This window comes from Nocardia amikacinitolerans NBRC 108937 (assembly GCF_001612615.1).
Lineage (GTDB): Bacteria > Actinomycetota > Actinomycetes > Mycobacteriales > Mycobacteriaceae > Nocardia > Nocardia amikacinitolerans.
The window spans coordinates 22219-37436 of sequence record NZ_BDAU01000025.1; the positions used below are offsets into that span (position 1 = coordinate 22219).

Annotated in this window: 16 protein-coding genes; 6 read left to right on the forward strand and 10 right to left on the reverse strand. The window is 69.8% G+C overall.

Features of this window, described 5'->3' with window-relative positions:
- The first annotated feature begins 29 nt into the window (after positions 1-29).
- Positions 30-848: a MerR family transcriptional regulator gene (locus NAM01S_RS19205; protein ID WP_067787199.1), complete on the forward strand. Its 819-nt coding sequence runs from the start codon at positions 30-32 to the stop codon at positions 846-848.
- Between the two features lie 175 nt (positions 849-1023).
- Here NAM01S_RS19205 and NAM01S_RS19210 read toward each other — a convergent pair whose 3' ends face one another.
- Both NAM01S_RS19210 and NAM01S_RS36655 read right to left on the reverse strand, forming a co-directional pair.
- Positions 1024-2463, reverse strand: coding sequence for a molybdopterin-dependent oxidoreductase (locus tag NAM01S_RS19210; protein ID WP_157107799.1), 1440 nt, complete (start codon positions 2461-2463; stop codon positions 1024-1026).
- Between the two features lie 214 nt (positions 2464-2677).
- Positions 2678-4270 (reverse strand): phthiocerol/phthiodiolone dimycocerosyl transferase family protein, encoded by a 1593-nt coding sequence (locus tag NAM01S_RS36655; protein ID WP_253798992.1) that lies wholly within the window; start codon positions 4268-4270, stop codon positions 2678-2680.
- Positions 4271-4333: 63 nt separating this feature from the next.
- Between NAM01S_RS36655 and NAM01S_RS19220 the strand changes: the two genes are divergently transcribed.
- The gene (locus tag NAM01S_RS19220) at positions 4334-4954 is read left to right on the forward strand and encodes a TenA family protein (protein WP_067787203.1); all 621 of its coding nucleotides are present in this window, start codon (positions 4334-4336) and stop codon (positions 4952-4954) included.
- 112 nt (positions 4955-5066) lie between these two features.
- On the opposite strand, the gene NAM01S_RS19225 is transcribed toward NAM01S_RS19220, so the two are convergent.
- From NAM01S_RS19225 to NAM01S_RS19235, 3 genes are all read right to left on the reverse strand, one after another.
- The gene (locus NAM01S_RS19225; RefSeq protein WP_067787205.1) at positions 5067-5552 is read right to left on the reverse strand and encodes a type II toxin-antitoxin system VapC family toxin; all 486 of its coding nucleotides are present in this window, start codon (positions 5550-5552) and stop codon (positions 5067-5069) included.
- A gap of 3 nt (positions 5553-5555) precedes the next feature.
- Positions 5556-5801, reverse strand: a complete 246-nt coding sequence (locus NAM01S_RS19230; protein ID WP_067787317.1) for a ribbon-helix-helix protein, CopG family — start codon at positions 5799-5801, stop codon at positions 5556-5558.
- 97 nt (positions 5802-5898) lie between these two features.
- Entirely contained in the window at positions 5899-7299 is a 1401-nt protein-coding gene (locus NAM01S_RS19235; RefSeq protein WP_174554830.1) for a glycine--tRNA ligase, read from the reverse strand.
- A gap of 373 nt (positions 7300-7672) precedes the next feature.
- Here NAM01S_RS19235 and NAM01S_RS19240 point away from each other — a divergent pair, with 373 nt between their 5' ends.
- The 3 genes from NAM01S_RS19240 to NAM01S_RS19250 all read left to right on the forward strand — a co-directional run bounded on the left by NAM01S_RS19240 (position 7673) and on the right by NAM01S_RS19250 (position 9518).
- Positions 7673-8656, forward strand: coding sequence for a hypothetical protein (locus NAM01S_RS19240; RefSeq protein WP_067787207.1), 984 nt, complete (start codon positions 7673-7675; stop codon positions 8654-8656).
- Positions 8657-8735: 79 nt separating this feature from the next.
- Entirely contained in the window at positions 8736-9086 is a 351-nt protein-coding gene (locus tag NAM01S_RS19245; protein WP_067787209.1) for an ArsR/SmtB family transcription factor, read from the forward strand.
- Positions 9087-9089: 3 nt separating this feature from the next.
- A complete protein-coding gene (locus NAM01S_RS19250; protein ID WP_067787211.1) occupies positions 9090-9518 on the forward strand; it encodes a Fur family transcriptional regulator in 429 nt (142 codons plus the stop codon).
- A gap of 81 nt (positions 9519-9599) precedes the next feature.
- On the opposite strand, the gene NAM01S_RS19255 is transcribed toward NAM01S_RS19250, so the two are convergent.
- Complete coding sequence (locus NAM01S_RS19255) at positions 9600-10574, reverse strand: hypothetical protein (protein WP_067787213.1); 975 nt, start codon at positions 10572-10574, stop codon at positions 9600-9602.
- A gap of 103 nt (positions 10575-10677) precedes the next feature.
- On the opposite strand from NAM01S_RS19255, the gene NAM01S_RS19260 reads away from it, so the two are divergent.
- Positions 10678-11286 (forward strand): TetR/AcrR family transcriptional regulator, encoded by a 609-nt coding sequence (locus tag NAM01S_RS19260; RefSeq protein WP_067787214.1) that lies wholly within the window; start codon positions 10678-10680, stop codon positions 11284-11286.
- 180 nt (positions 11287-11466) lie between these two features.
- Here the strand turns inward: NAM01S_RS19260 and NAM01S_RS19265 are convergent, their stop codons facing one another.
- The 4 genes from NAM01S_RS19265 to recO form a co-directional block, all read right to left on the reverse strand.
- Positions 11467-12846 (reverse strand): ATP-binding protein, encoded by a 1380-nt coding sequence (locus tag NAM01S_RS19265; protein WP_084483078.1) that lies wholly within the window; start codon positions 12844-12846, stop codon positions 11467-11469.
- Positions 12847-12941: 95 nt separating this feature from the next.
- Positions 12942-13352, reverse strand: coding sequence for a YbjN domain-containing protein (locus NAM01S_RS19270; protein ID WP_097246106.1), 411 nt, complete (start codon positions 13350-13352; stop codon positions 12942-12944).
- Positions 13353-13366: 14 nt separating this feature from the next.
- The gene (locus tag NAM01S_RS19275) at positions 13367-14194 is read right to left on the reverse strand and encodes an isoprenyl transferase (protein ID WP_084483079.1); all 828 of its coding nucleotides are present in this window, start codon (positions 14192-14194) and stop codon (positions 13367-13369) included.
- A gap of 86 nt (positions 14195-14280) precedes the next feature.
- Positions 14281-15042, reverse strand: coding sequence for a DNA repair protein RecO (gene recO / locus NAM01S_RS19280; RefSeq protein ID WP_067787217.1), 762 nt, complete (start codon positions 15040-15042; stop codon positions 14281-14283).
- Between the last annotated feature and the right edge of the window lie 176 nt (positions 15043-15218).

The following is a 15218-nucleotide window of genomic DNA, read 5'->3' on the forward strand; positions in this document are numbered from 1 at the left end:
CCGTGTGAGGCCGTAGACCGGAGAGCGACATGTTCAGCATCGGAGATTTCGCCAGGCACGGACGGGTGTCGGTGCGCATGCTGCGCCACTACGACGGCATCGGGCTGCTGCGGCCCGACGTGGTGGACCCGGCCACCGGCTATCGGCTGTACGCGGCGGGCCAGCTCGCCCGGCTCAACCGCATCGTCGCGCTGAAGGAACTCGGCTTCACCCTGGAACAGGTGCGCCGGATACTCGACGAGGAGGTGAGCGGCGCGGAACTGCGCGGCATGCTCACCCTGCGCCACGCGGAACTGGAGCAGCGCATCGCGGCGGACCGGGAACGGCTCGTCCAGGTCGAGACGAGACTCCGCGTCATCGAGAAGGAGGGCGCCATGCCCGCGCACGAGGTGGTCGTCAAATCCGTTCCGGCCGTCCGGGTCGCCGAATTGACTGGCGAAGCAGCCGATTTCGAGCCGCGGTCGATCGGGCCGGTGGTGAGTCCGCTGTTCGAGGAGCTGTGCGTGCGATTGGATCGCGCCGGTGTCACGCCCGTCGGCCCGGCCATCGCCTACTACGACGAACGCGCCGACGGATCGGTGCGGGTGCACGCGGCATTGCCGGTCGCCACGGAATCCGCTCCGGGACAGGACTTCTCGATCGTCGACCTGCCCGCCGTCGAGCAGGCCGCCACCGTGGTGCACCGCGGCAGCATGAACGAGGTGCTGGAACCGTGGCAGGCGCTCGGCCGCTGGATCGATGCCAACGGCTACCGCTCGCAGGGCCTGGCGCGTGAGGTCACCCTGGAGTACACCGAGGACCCCAATGGCTGGGTCACCGAGTTGCAGGAGCCGATCGTGCGGCGGTGAACGACCGCATGATCGGTGTGGACAGCGACCGCTCACCGTGGCGGGCTCGGCGTTCCCGCGCGTCGCTATTGCAAGTGCCAGAAACGCTGCGGAGCAGCAGCTTTGACGCACGATCCGGCAATACGGGACCGGTTCGGCGAACGGTGGCGATCTCCCCGTCTGGCGTGACGCTCGCTCAAACCTGCACGGTGATGGCGTGGATTCCGGTCGGGCCCAACGGAAATGGCGCGCGGGTGGCGCTTTCCTGTACGTGCCCGGAGCGGCTGGTGGCGCGGGCGCGCAGGGTGTGCGGGCCGGGCGGGAGTTCGAGCGTGGTGCGCCAGCGTCGCCAGGCGGCGGGGGCCAGTTCGGTGCCGAGATCGACAGGGCGCCAATCGCCGTCGTCGACGCTGAGTTCCACCTGCGTGACGCCGTGCGGCGGCGCCCAGGCGACGCCTGCGACGGTGAGTGTGCCCGCGACGGTGCGGCCGGGGGCGGCCGTGTCGATGCGGGCGTGCGGCTCCACCCACAGCAGCTCGTCGGGCCAGCCGCGCTTGACCCAGTAGTCGGCGTGGCTGTCGTCGGTCAGTTCCAGTTCGGACAGCCATTTCGCGCCGGTGTACTGGCCGTAGAGTCCGGGCACGAGGACGCGGGCCGGGAAACCGTGCTCGGGCGGCAGCGGTTCGCCGTTCATGCCGATCACCAGGTAGCCGGGCAGTTCGCCGGAGCGCAGCGGTTCGACGGGCAGCGAGATGGTGTAGCCGTCGACGGCGCGGGTCACCAGCCGGGTGGCGCCGGGCTCCGGGATCGCGTGCTTCAGCAGATGCGCGAGCGGCACGCCGAACCAGCGCGCGTTGCCCGCCCTGCCCTGGCCCGCCCGGTTGTGCACGCAGACCACGACGGCGTCGAATTCGACTGCTTCAGAAGCCAATTCGGTCAACGAAAGGCGCAGCGGATGGGCCACCTTGCCGGTGACGGCGAGCCGCCAGCGGTCCGGGTCGATGCGCGGCGGGCGCAGGTTCACGTCGGCGACGTAGAACCGGCCCGCCGTGGTGATCAGCGGGGAGAGGCCCGGCTCCTCGAGCCCGTCGTCCGGCACGAGGCCGATGCCGCCGAACGGGCCGATGCGCCGAATCACGCCGTCCTGTGCGAGATCGTGATCGCGGTTCAGCTTCCGCGCCGCGGCGAGCAGTCCCGCGCCCACCGCCGTCCACGCCAGTTTGCCGAGCAGTCCGCGCGGCCGCCTGCGCAAGCCGGTCGCCAGCACCGCGGCGGCCGCCGACGCCCCCGCGACCGTGGACGCGGACCTGGTCGATTTGCGCAGCGCCAGCGCCGCCGCACCGGCGCCGAACGTCAGCGCGGCCGGTGTGCGCAGTCGAGGCGGCAGCGCGCCCACCGCGGCGCTCGCGGCGATCACGCCCGCGCCGACACCGAGCCGGGTGACCGCCTTGTCGTGCCTGCCCGACAGCACGACGGTGGCCTCCACCACCGGCACCGGCGCGGTGTCGATCATGGCCCGGCCGACGGTGTCGATCAGGGATCCGCCCTTGGCCGCGGCGACCGCTTCCCCCAACCCCAGTGCGGCGACACCCACCGCGGCCGCCCCGAGGCCCCCGCTCTCTCCGTTCGTCCGCACCGCCGAAACACCCGCTTCCGCCTCATCGCCTACGTGGTCTCCCCAGCATTGTCCACGAATCAGCGGGCATAGCCAGGTCCTTTGCGCGACAGCCGATCCCCGATCGGGTGGCCGCACCGTCGCTCGGCCGTGAGCGCGTCGAGAATGGCCGCGTAGGTGGTCACCACCGCGGTCGGGCCGCGGGCCGCGTGACAGCATGCGGACGACGGGGCGCTCAGACGTCGATGCAGACCGCTGCCAGATCGGCGAGTTCCCGGCCGACGGCGGACGGCAAGCGGGCCGCGAGCGGGCCGCCGCCGAGCACGCCGACGCACAGGCGGTCGGCGAAGGTGTAGACGAGGAAGGTGACGGCCGCCGACGGTCCCGCGGACGGGCGCGGGTGGGCGGAGAGGTAGACGATCTCGTAGTCGGTGAGCGTGAGTCCGGGCGGCGTGCGGAAGTGCGGCACCCTGCCGGTGTTGGTCACCGCGATGTGCCCGGCCAGCGAGTGGATCGCGGTGGGCCCGAAGAACTCCGGGAAGTGCAGCACCGACTGCTGGACGATGCCCTCGGCGAGGTCGTGGCGCAGCCGCGCCGAGATGCGTTGCGCCAGTTCGATTACGTCGGTGGCGGTGGTGACGTCGGCGGCGAAGGCGGCCAGTCCGGCCATGTTGGTGCCGTCGGCGGCGGCGATCGGCGGGTTCAGTCGCGCGCGCATGTCCACGGGGTAGACGCAGCGCAGCGGTACGGAGTCGCCCGGCCGCGCATCGTGCGAGTACGAGTCGCGCCGCCCCGAATCCCGCTCATCGTCCGGTTCGCCAGGCCCCGCACCGCGTTGATTTCGTGACTCCGCATCACCGGGGCCCGCTTCGCACGAATGCGGATCACGCCATCCCGCAACGCGCCGACCCCCTGACTCGCCAGACGCCGCACCGCACTGCCCCGAAGCACGCTGCTGCTCGACATCACCACGACCCACATCGCACGAATGCGGATCCCGCCGTTTCGCAGCGTGGCGATCCCCGGGCTCGCTAACACCCGCACCGTGCCGCCACGCACGATCGCGAGCGGAATCCCTTGGCTCCAAGCCCATTTCGCCCGCATACGCCCGCAGCAGCGCGGCGGTGAGCAGCGCGTTCACGGTGACGCCGTGCCGCCGCCCCAGTTCCACGATCCGCGCCGTCGCCTCCGGCTCGAGGATCGTCCGCTCCGGGCGGGCAAGAGCGGCGGGCGCGGGAGTCGGCGGATCGGGTGGGAAGGTCGGCGGGTGCGCCAGCGGCCGCGACGCGGACTCGAGCCCGGACACCGCCGACCTGGGAATGCCGTGTCGGGCGGCGTACCACTCCAGGGGACGCGGATATTCCTGCGGCGCAATGTCTTCCGCGACGCCGGATACCTCGCCGGTGTAGCGGTCCCACAGTCTGGACAGCAGCGCGACGCAGTGGCCCGCGTCGGCGACGGAGTGGTGGGCGTAGAACGTCACGCGGGCGCGGTCGTTCTCGGTCACCACGTCGAGGTAGGCGAGCTGGGCCGACGGATCGAGCGATTCCTCCGGCAGCCGGACGGTCGCGGTGTCGCCGGTGCGGACCCACGCGCCCACCGCGCTCCCCGCCGGGCGCAACAGGTGGCCGGTCCCGGCGGCGTCCTCGCCGATCCGGCAGCCGAGGATCGGGTGGGCGCGCAACAGTGCCTCGAAAGCGCTTCGCAAAGCGGGGATGTCGAGTTCGCCCTCGACCAGAACGGAGCGACCGGTATAGGTCGCGTGCCGCACGAAACGCTGCTCGGACGGCGCGAGTACCCGCACCGTATCGTCCGCTGTCCACCACACAACGCCCAGGGTGCGGCAACGCCGGGTTCTGCGCAAACCGGGCAGTACGGAAGACTGGCGGACATGAGTCTCGCCGCACATCTGGAGGAAATCGGCCGTCCGTTGGTCGCCGAACAGCGCGCGCATCCGACCGTGGCGGGCATCGCCGCGGGCGATCTACCCGAGCCGGTGTTCCGTTCGTGGCTGGAGCAGGACTACGTGTTCCTGCTCGACTACGTGCGGGTGTTCAGCAGGCTGGCCTGGCAGGCGCCCGCCGCGCACCTCGGCGATCTGGTCGACTTGGCGCACGCCACCTTTCACGACGAACTGGCCCTGCACCGCTCGCTGGCCGCGGAGTTCGGCGCCGACCTCGACGGCGCGACGAAGGGCGAGCCGTGCGCGAACTACACCGCCTTCCTGTTGGACTCGGCCGCGAACTACGGCGAAGGCCTCGCCGCGCTCTACCCGTGCATGTGGGGGTACTCGACCCTCGGCGCGCAGCTCGCCATCGACCCGCCAGCCGAGCCACGGTACCGACGCTGGGTAGACACCTACGCCGATCCCGGCTTCGCCGCGCTGACCCGCCGCTGCGCCGAGATGCTCGACGAATCCGGCGTCGACCCCGCCCGCGCCGAACTCCTCTTCCGCGAAGGCATGCGCCACGAGCTGGCGTTTTGGGATGTTCCCGTGAAATTGACCGACTGAGCGTCACCACGACCGGCCCGGACTGGGTGGAGGTGACATTCAGTCGACCACGCGATGCGGGCCAATAGCCGGGGTTGGCGGTGCACCGATGAATTCCGCGCGCCGGTTCGGTCTATCTACGTGAACCGGGCGGTGCACCACGATGTTTGCCGCTCGGGCTCACTCGAAAATCATCGGGCAGCACCCGAAACGCGTCATGGCACGTCAGCGGTGTGACCGCTCGGAAGTCGCGCCGATCCAGTGTCAGCACATCCGCCGTCTCATACCGCTCCGCGAGCGCGATATTCGTAGCGTCGGTCAAGTCGAGCCGCAGCGCGATGTATTGATGCTGCACTTTGCGCGCTGTCCGAAGCACGGCTGCCGTAACCTCGGGAATCTCGATGCGCCCCGTCCGCTCCTGGGCAAGCAACCAGTCGTTGACACCGTAGGCCGCATCGCGGTTCACATTACGAGTGAGCACGTGTTCGATCTCGAGCAGCACCAACGGAGAAACACAGGTGAGCGCGGCTTGCTGCAGGACTGTGCGTGCCGGTTCATGATCGGGATCGGAGGCGTTGAACGCCGCGACAAGACCTGAGGTATCGCCGATCAGGATCATCGATCACCGGTCTTCGGCGTCGGTTATCGCATCCTGCACGTTCTGGTGAACCTCTTCGGCGGTAAGCGATCGACCGAGATCGACGACCGGTATGTCCCAGTCGTTCTGCCAGCGTCGGCTCCGAATCGCCGCGAGGTGGAACGCTTCTCGGAAGAACTCGGATTCCGGCCGCCCTTCCCGAGCTGCAGCCTGTTTGATCAACTCCAGGTCCGTCTCGTCGACCATGACCGTTGTCTTCTTCAAACCCATATGGTTATGGTACCCCCACCATACGTTGCCCATGATAGTGGAGCGGAAACGCGACGACCCGCGACCGGTAGGCGGTCGCGGGTCGTCGCTACAGAACTCAGACGCCGATGAGGTGCTGGGCCAGGTAACCCTCGACCTTGTCCAGCGCGATCCGCTCCTGCGCCATCGAGTCGCGCTCGCGGATGGTGACCGCCTGGTCCTCGAGGGTGTCGAAGTCGACGGTGATGCAGAACGGGGTGCCGATCTCGTCCTGGCGGCGGTAGCGGCGGCCGATCGCGCCAGCGTCGTCGAACTCCACGTTCCAGTGCTTGCGCAGCTGGGCGGCGAGGTCCTTGGCCTTCGGGGTCAGGTCGGCGTTGCGGGACAGCGGCAGCACGGCGGCCTTGACCGGCGCGAGCCTGCGGTCCAAGCGCAGCACGGTGCGAACGTCCACGCCGCCCTTGGCGTTCGGCGCCTCGTCCTCGGCGTAGGCGTCGACCAGGAACGCCATCAGCGAACGGGTCAGACCGGCCGCGGGCTCGATGACGTACGGGATGTAGCGCTCGTTGCTCGCCTGGTCGTAGTAGCTGAGCTCGGTGCCGGAGTGCTCCGAATGCGTCTTGAGGTCGTAGTCGGTGCGGTTGGCGACGCCCTCCAGCTCACCCCACTCGCTGCCCTGGAAGCGGAAGCGGTACTCGATGTCGACGGTGCGCGTCGAGTAGTGCGACAGCTTGTCCTTCGGGTGCTCGTAGAGCCGCAGGTTCTCCGGGTCGATACCGAGGTCGGTGTACCAGGCCATGCGGGTGTCGATCCAGTACTGGTGCCACTGCTCGTCCTCGCCCGGCTTGACGAAGAACTCCATCTCCATCTGCTCGAACTCGCGGGTGCGGAAGATGAAGTTGCCCGGCGTGATCTCGTTGCGGAAGCTCTTGCCGATCTGGGCGATGCCGAACGGCGGCTTCTTGCGCGCGGTGGTCTCGACGTTCTTGTAGTTGACGAAGATGCCCTGCGCGGTCTCCGGGCGTAGGTAGTGCAGGCCCTCCTCGTCGTCCACCGGACCGAGGAAGGTCTTGAGCAGACCGGAGAAGTTGCGCGGCTCGGTCCACTGGCCGGGGTCGCCGGTCTCGGGGTCGCGGATGTCGGCGAGGCCGTTGGCGGGCGGGTGGCCGTGCTTCTCCTCGTACGCCTCGAGCAGGTGGTCGGCACGGTAGCGCTTGTGCGTGATGAGCGATTCGACCAGCGGGTCGGTGAAGGTCTCGACGTGGCCGGAGGCCTCCCAGACCTGGCGCGGCAGGATCACCGACGAGTCGAGGCCGACGACGTCCTCGCGGCTGGTGACCATGGCGCGCCACCACTGCCGCTTGATGTTCTCCTTCAGCTCGACACCGAGCGGACCGTAGTCCCATGCCGACTTGGTGCCTCCGTAGATCTCACCGCACGGGTACACCAGACCCCGGCGCTTGGCGAGGTTGGCAACGGTGTCCACCTTCGACTTGGGTGCCACGCGAGATTTCTCCATCCACTGCGAGTCGGATTGATTTCGATACAGCCAATTGCTTATACGAAAGCCTATTGCCGACCTCCAGACTATCGGCATCGCGCAATCGAGTTTGCACCGCCAGCCACCTGCACCGGATCGCGTGCCGGACGCCCGCTCACGCGAGCCGTCCTGCTCGGCACCGGCGGACGTGGTCCGCGCACGACCGGAGCGGAGGCGAAGGTACGCGCATTCATCCCGCGGACCCTGGGACGCGCAATCGTCCGGCGGGTGCGATCATGTTCCGACGGACCGCCGGGAATGCCCCGGCGCCAACGTTTTTGCCGAAGACGACCGGGGCGGGATGGAGCGCTGAGCTCCGGACGATTCGGCGGGTAGTACACAGGGGTGGGCCGTGGCCGATCTGCCACCGGATCTGTTCGATGCCGACTGGGCGCGCGAAGCCGAGCGGCGTGCGCTACGCGATCACCGGCGCGCGACCAGGGCGCACAAGGCCCGCCGCCTGATCAGGCCCAGCCGCGGCGCGCTGCTGTCGACGCTCGCGCTCAGCCTCGCGGTGGTGCTGCTGTGGGCGGGCTTCACCTTTCTGGACGGGACCGCGCCGAGCGCGAGCGCGCCGGCCGCGACCACCTCGAGCACGTCCACCGCGCCGCTGTGGAAGAACGCGGATATCGATCCGACCAGGCCGTTCGCCGACACCCCCGCCGCCATGTGGCGCGAGGGTGGGGGCGGTATCGAGCCGCCGCCCGCGTATCCCGTCGGCCGATACTCCGCCGAGCAGGTCGGCCAGTTCATGGCGCGGGTGCGTCAGCTGATCATCACCGCGAGACTGGACCGCACGGTGCTGGAGACCGGCGATTTGAGCCCGGTGCTCGCGCTGCTCGCGCCCCATATGGTCGAGCGACTGGCGGAGGAGCTGGCGCCGGGCCACGAGCGCGAGTCGTGGTACGTGGCCGAACGCATCGCGCCGGACTTCCAGCTGCTGCCCGTGCAGCCGCGCGTCATCGGATCGATGACGCCGACGATCAACGACGAAGGCGAACTGGCTCTGCGGACCAACTACCTGGTCGCCTACGCGTTCGAGGCACCCGATCCGGCGCAGCTCGACGGCCCGATGGACATCGTGGCGGTGGTCCGCCAGGAGATCGAATTCCGCTGGATCGACGACCCGAAGTACGCTGCCGACTCGATGGGCATCTGGTACGGCGAGGTGGACGGTTTCAACTACTCGGTCGGCTGCGCGCAGTTGCACCTGGGCTTGCTCGCACCGTCTTACAGCAACCCTCCCGGGACGGGGTCGGCGACGCCGCCCGCGCGCCGCAGCGAGGAGTACTTCGACCCGAACATTCCGATGCCGAACGAGGACGGTTGTCCGTAGTCCCCCGGCGCGCCGCGTTTGACATGCGCACCTGTGCATATCAAAATGGGATCGCTTTCCAATAAGGAGTTGGTTCCCGATGACCGCCGAGACGGCCGCCGCGCATTCGCACACACCGTATCGCTCCCCCGGACCCGCGCCGGTGCCCGCGCGCACCGTTCTGGAGGACGCGGGCGAGCTGCTCCGCGCCCTTGCCGCGCCCGTGCGCATCGCGATCGTGCTACAGCTACGCGAGTCGCCGCGCTGCGTGCACGAGCTGGTGGACGCGCTCGGCGTGACCCAGCCGTTGGTGAGCCAACATCTGCGCATCCTCAAGTCGGCGGGCGTCGTGCACGGCGAGCGGTCCGGCCGCGAGGTGCTCTACGAACTCGTCGACGACCACTTGGCGCATATCGTGGTCGATGCCGTCGCGCACGCCGAGGAAGGGTGATCCGTGCAGGAGAAGACGTTGGATCCGCAGAAGTCGGTCGGCATCCGCAGCACGCGCCAGCGCAGCGCGATCGCCGCGCTGCTCGGTGACATCGACGAGTTCCGCTCCGCCCAGGAACTGCACGACGAGCTGCGCAAGCGCGGCGAGGGCATCGGGCTCACCACGGTCTACCGGACCTTGCAGTCGCTGGCCGACGCGGGCCTGGTCGACGTGCTGCGCACCGACTCCGGCGAGTCGGTCTACCGGCAGTGCTCCACGGGACATCATCACCACCTGGTCTGCAGGCACTGCGGCCGCACCGTCGAGGTCGAGGGACCGACGGTGGAGGCGTGGGCCGAGTCCATCGCGTGCGATCACGGCTTCACCGAGGTGAGCCACACCATCGAGGTCTTCGGTACCTGCCGGAGCTGCGCCAAGACTTCCCGCGACTGACGAGCGACGTCGACGGATCAGGGCCGCACAGCAGAAGGCCACCCGCTTCCGAGGAAGCGGGTGGCCTTCTTCGTTGCCGGATCAGGCGGGAACGGGTTCGGCCGCCTGCGCGGGTACCGGCGCGGCCGCGGCCCGGCCGCGCAGGGCGGCCACACCGAGCAGGACGAGCGCCGCTGCGGCCCAGATCACCAGCACCGCAAGGGGTTTCCCGGCTCCGGCACCGTCGAAGAAGGCGACCGAGCGGAGCAGCGAGGCAGCGGCGCCCGGCGGCAGCAGCTGGCCGATGGCGCCCCACGGCTGCGGCAGCAGCTCCGGCGCGGAGGTGGCGGCCGAGAACGGGTTGCCGACCAGCAGCATGGTCAGCGCCGCGACGCCGATGCCGGGACGGCCGAGGACCGCGGCGAGCCCGACCACCGCACCGGCGACCGTGAAGGACACCAGCCCGGCGACCGACGCCAGCGTCAAGTAGTCGCCCGGCAGCACCGACATCCAGCCCTGGGCGATCGCCATGCTCAGCAGTCCGCCGAACAGACCGAAGCTCACCAGGCCCGCGACCTTCGCGCCGACCGACGGGATCAGCAGGCTCAGCAGGACGCCCGCCGCGATGCCCGCCATCACCAGCGGCAGCACCATCGCGCCGAAGGCGGCGCCGCGCGGGTCGTCCGGATCGGCGGCGACGACATCCTCGACCGGGGCAGCCGGCGTCCCGGCGAGCTGCTGGGCGATGGCGGTGAGCTGCTGCGCCACCGCGGGGCTCGCACCGGAGGCGACGAGCACCGTCGGCGCTCCCCCACCGGTGACGATCGCGCCGTAGACCTCGCGGTCCTCGATGGCGGCGCGCGCGGCCGCGGCATCGGCCGAGGTAGTGATCTCGAAGGCGTCGGGGTCGCGCTGCCCGAGCCGTTCGGCGACTACGGCGGCCTGCGGACCGGCGACGGCGATGGGCAGGTCACGCGGCGCGATATTGGCCGCGGGCCATGCGAAGGCGATCAGCATCAGCGCCTGGAGCAGGGCCGCGCCGAGGCCGAGGGCGACCGCTCGCTGCATGGTTTTCATGACGTTCTCCCAATAAATCGAATGCTCGTTCTCTTTCGATGCCCTTACCGTCGCACGGCCCCGGCGGCTTGTCAAGAACGGATATTCGTTTTACTTTGGGCTCATGCCCCGAGTCAGCGAAGAACACCTGGAACGCCGCAGACAGCAGATCCTCGACGCCGCGCGGCTGTGCTTCGCCCGCAAGGGTTTCTTCGAGACCTCGATGCAGGACGTGTTCACCGAATCCGGGCTCTCGGCGGGCGCGGTCTACCGCTACTTCAAGAGCAAGAACGAGATCATCGCGGCGCTGGCCACCCAGACCACCGTCGACTTGCGGGCCGCGATCGCGGAGGCGGTGCGCACCGACCCGCTGCCGACGCCGGCGCAGCTGGTGCGCGGCATCGCCGAGGAAGTGGTCCGGCGCAGCGGACCCGACGGCCCGGTGCGCCTGGCGCCGCAGGCGTGGGCGCTAGCCTTGGTGCACGACGGGGCGGCCGAGCCCGTGCGCGAGACCATGCACGCGATGCGCGACCTCTGGCGCGACTACGCGGTGCGCATGTGCGAGCAGGGCTGGCTACCGCAGGACGCCGACACCGACGCCGTCGCCAAGGCGATCATCGGCTTCCTGCCCGGCTTCATCCTGCAACACCTGATCCTGGAAGACCTCGACCCCGACACCCTCGCCCGCGGCGTCGACCTGCTCATCCCGGTCGGCAAGCCCGTCGCCCGCTGAGGGCGCTCCGCGCGGTGCCGATTCACCGAGCGCAGCGCCGTATCCGTCTCGTGCAGAGCCGAATTCACTGAACCGACGCTGTCCGCACCGCAGACCTCGAGTTCACGGAGCGCAGCGCCGAACAACCCCGGCGGTGCCAAGTCCTCAGCGCAGCACTGAAACTCAGCGCAGCACTGAAGCTCAGCGCAGCGGCACTTCCACATCGCCGCCGCCCTCGGGCGTGAGCCGGGCGCGGACCTTCGCCAGCGACGGCGCGGGGACGAACCCGCCCGCGAACAGCGCCTCGCCCTGCCGGAACCACGGCGACCGCTCGAGCAGCGCGGTCGGCGCGTACCCGAAATACGTGCCGAGTTCGGCGAGGTCTACAGGAGAGGTCATCTTCATCAGCGCGAGGTTGTCGCACTGGGACAGGATTCCGGGGTGCACCTTCGACGGTCGCTGGGTCGACAGCAGCAGCCACAGCCCGTACTTGCGACCCTCGGCGGCGATCTGGATCAGGCGTTCACGCACCGCGACCGCGATCGGCGAATCCAGGCGCGGCGAGGCCAGATTGTGCGCCTCGTCGATGACGAGCAGCACCGGGCGGCGCTCCTCGCGGCGCGCCCACAGATCGTCGAGCAGGGACAGCACGACGACGAGGTACTGCTCGGGCGTCGAGAAGCCGCCGAGGTCGAGCACCGTGACGTCCGGCCGGGCGGCGACGACCTCGGTGACGGCGGCGTCACCCCAGGCCCACACCTCCCAGTCCAGCAGGCCCAGGTTCTCGATACGCATCGCGAGGCGCTGCTGCACGGCCGACCCGTCGGCACGCAGCCGCGGCAGGATCTGGCCCAGCTCACCGGATTCCAGCACCGTCCCGAGGTGCAGCAACTCGTTGAACTCTTCCCGGTCCGCGATCGGGTCGACGCGCAGCACGGCGGCCTTGGACGCGATCGGCAGCTCGCGGAACCGAACACGCAGCTTTCCGGTCTCCGCATTCGGGCGCAATACCCGAATCTCGCGCTCCCGCAAGGCTTCCGCGGTGGGCCCTGCTGCGCCGGGCCGTAGCTCGCCGAGCCGGACGAAGTCGGCGTTCGGATCGAAGATCACCACCGGCACCGCGGTGTGCGCGATCAGCTGTTCGAGCACGACGCCCAGCGCGTAGGTCTTGCCCGAGCCGCTCTGTCCGCACCAGAAGGTGTGCCGGTTGAACCGCTTCGGCAACAGCCGCGCCGGACCGCCCGGCGCGGTCAGGTTCACGCCGACCTCGAGCCGGGCGCCGGTGGTCTCGTGCAAGGTCTCGACGGTCCGCGCGTCCGCGGCGGCGAGCTGTCCGCGCTCGAAGGCGTGACTCGACCTGGTATCGATGCCCTCGTCGTGGAGTTCCCCGATCAGCCTGCCGCGCAACCGTGCGGGGGTGGTCTCGGATCGCTCCTCGACCAGCGCCAATTGGCGGCGACCTTCGGCGACCACGACCACCAGCGAACCGGCGACGAACGCGCTGCCGCCGGCGTCGGCGACGACGAACGACCGTCCGTCGTCGGAGCGTGCCGCGAGACCAGAGCCCTCCTCGGTGCGCATCCCCCGATCCTGCCATCGGCGGGACAGCGACTGCACAGCATTCACCGATCAGACGCCCGCGCCAGGGCGTAGTACCGAAGTCGCGGGCAGGAAGGTCAGGGCAGCAAACCCTGGCGCGCCCGGCCCGCGCCGGACAGGACGAGCAGCAGCATGGTGGTCAGCGCCTGGTCGTCGAGGCCCGCGGCGGGGAAGGTGTAGCGCAGGATGACATCGGCGAGTTTGCCGTGACCGATCACGGTGAGCGAGCCGAACTGCAAGTTGTTGTTGCGCTCCGCGACTCGCTTGTGCAGCTGCGGTTTCAGCGGGCGATCCCAGGCCAGCACGCAGGTCATGGACACCACGTCGAGGCCGGGGGCCAGGTTCACCGCGCGCAGCGAACACAGCGCGCCCTCGTACTCGAAGCCGAGCGAACCCTCCGGGTCGACGCGCACGTCGATGTCGTACTGGTCCAGGCACGCGCCCGCCCGCGCCTGGAGTTCCTGATCGGGGGTGACCGCCGCGTCCATCTCCGTGCCGCCGTTCACTTGGTGCCGCCGAAGCGGCGGTCACGCGAAGCGTACTGGAGGCAGGCCTCCCACAGGTTGCGCCTGTCGAAGTCGGGAAACAGGGTGTCCTGGTACACGTATTCGGCGTAGGCCGACTGCCAGATGAGGAAGTTCGAGCTGCGGAACTCGCCGGACGGCCGCAGGAACAGGTCGACGTCGGGCATGTCGGGCTCGTCGAGGAACCGCGCGACGGTGGCCTCGGTGACCTTTTCCGGATCGATCTCGCCCGCCGCCACGCGTCGCGCGATTTCCCTTGCCGCGTCGGCGATTTCGGCGCGACCGCCGTAGTTGACGCACATCGTCAGCGTCATCGTGGTGTTGTCCTTGGTGAGCTCCTCCGCGGTCTCCAGCTCCTTGATCACGCTGCGCCACAGGCGCGGGCGCCGTCCCGCCCAGCGCACCCGAACGCCCATCTCGTGCATCTCGTCGCGTCGGCGGCGGATCACGTCGCGGTTGAAACCCATCAGGAAGCGCACCTCGTCGGGGCTGCGCCGCCAGTTCTCGGTGGAGAACGCGTAGGCCGAGAGCCACTTCACGCCGATCTCGATACAGCCCTCGACGGTGTCCATCAGCACCGCCTCGCCGCGCTCGTGCCCCGCGGTGCGCGGCAGTCCGCGCTCCTGCGCCCACCGGCCGTTGCCGTCCATCACCAGCGCCACGTGGTTGGGAACCAGTTCCGGGGGCAGCTGCGGCGGCCGCGCGCCCGAGGGGTGCGGCGACGGCGGGCGGACGACGCGGTTCTGCTGCCCGCTGCTCGGCCTTGTCGCGGTGGAGGAGTCTCGACGGAGGATCACGGCCTCCATCCTGCCTGATCCGGCTCGGGAGCAGCGAAGACCTCCGCGGATCACCCGGTCGACCCGGCGAGCACGGCCGCGATCAGGGCGAAAGCTCAGCCGACGTGCCCCGCGGGCGTCGGCGTCTTGGTGCGCTCGATCAGGGGCAACGTCCGCAGCTGGCGCTCCAGATGCCATTGCAGATGGGCGGCGACCAGTCCGCTGGCCTGGCGGCGGACCGAATCGGGCACCGTCGCGATGTAGTCCCACTCCCCTTTCAACAGGGCGACGAGCAGATCCAGCACGCCGGGAGCCGGGGTGGCCGCGCCGGGCGGGCGGCAGTGCACGCACACCGCGCCGCCCGCCGCAACGTGGAAAGCGCGGTGCGGGCCGGGTGTCGCGCACTTGGCGCATTCGTCCAGCGCGGGCGCCCAGCCCGCGAATCCCATGGCGCGCAACAGGAACGCGTCGAGGATGAGTTCGTGCGGGCGCTGTTTGGCGGCGATGGCGCGCAGTGCGCTCGCGGTCAGCGCGTGCAGGCGCGGCGCGGGCGCGCGTTCCTCGCCCGCGAGGCGTTCGGCGGTCTCCAGCACCGCGCAGGCGGTGGTGTAGCGGCCGTAGTCGTCGATGATGTCGGCGGCGAAGGATTCGACGGTGTGCACCTGGGTGACGGTGTCGAGCGTGCGGCCGGGATGCAGCTGCACGTCGATGTAGGAGAACGGCTCCAACCGGGCGCCGAATCGGGACTTGGTCCGCCGCACCCCCTTGGCGACCGCCCGGACCAGGCCGTGCTGACGCGTCAGCAGCGTGACGATGCGGTCCGCCTCACCCAGCTTGTGCTGGCGCACCACGACCGCCTCATCCCGATACAAACGCACGTGCTCATCCTCCCACGGACCAGCGACAGCCCGCGGTCGCCTCGCCCCGGCGAAGACGACGCACCTCCGCCTCGGCTCCGGCGGTCCGCCGCGGCCGACCGGCATTCAGCTGTGCCGGATGACGCGCTTCCGCCTACGCTCCGCCTGCATGCGGCGGTAGCAGCGGACCGGCGTCG

Excerpts from the sequence above, each read along its gene's own strand:
- NAM01S_RS19220 (WP_067787203.1), top strand. The coding sequence starts at position 4,334 with ATGAGTCTCGCCGCACATCTGGAGGAAATCGGCCGTCCGTTGGTCGCC.
- NAM01S_RS19270 (WP_097246106.1), bottom strand. The coding sequence starts at position 13,352 with ATGGACGCGGCGGTCACCCCCGATCAGGAACTCCAGGCGCGGGCGGGC.
- NAM01S_RS19255 (WP_067787213.1), bottom strand. The coding sequence starts at position 10,574 with ATGAAAACCATGCAGCGAGCGGTCGCCCTCGGCCTCGGCGCGGCCCTG.
- NAM01S_RS19205 (WP_067787199.1), top strand. The coding sequence starts at position 30 with ATGTTCAGCATCGGAGATTTCGCCAGGCACGGACGGGTGTCGGTGCGC.
- NAM01S_RS19275 (WP_084483079.1), bottom strand. The coding sequence starts at position 14,194 with ATGGAGGCCGTGATCCTCCGTCGAGACTCCTCCACCGCGACAAGGCCG.
- NAM01S_RS19230 (WP_067787317.1), bottom strand. The coding sequence starts at position 5,801 with ATGGGTTTGAAGAAGACAACGGTCATGGTCGACGAGACGGACCTGGAG.
- NAM01S_RS19260 (WP_067787214.1), top strand. The coding sequence starts at position 10,678 with ATGCCCCGAGTCAGCGAAGAACACCTGGAACGCCGCAGACAGCAGATC.
- NAM01S_RS19235 (WP_174554830.1), bottom strand. The coding sequence starts at position 7,299 with ATGGAGAAATCTCGCGTGGCACCCAAGTCGAAGGTGGACACCGTTGCC.
- NAM01S_RS19245 (WP_067787209.1), top strand. The coding sequence starts at position 8,736 with ATGACCGCCGAGACGGCCGCCGCGCATTCGCACACACCGTATCGCTCC.
- NAM01S_RS19265 (WP_084483078.1), bottom strand. The coding sequence starts at position 12,846 with ATGCGCACCGAGGAGGGCTCTGGTCTCGCGGCACGCTCCGACGACGGA.
- NAM01S_RS19225 (WP_067787205.1), bottom strand. The coding sequence starts at position 5,552 with ATGATCCTGATCGGCGATACCTCAGGTCTTGTCGCGGCGTTCAACGCC.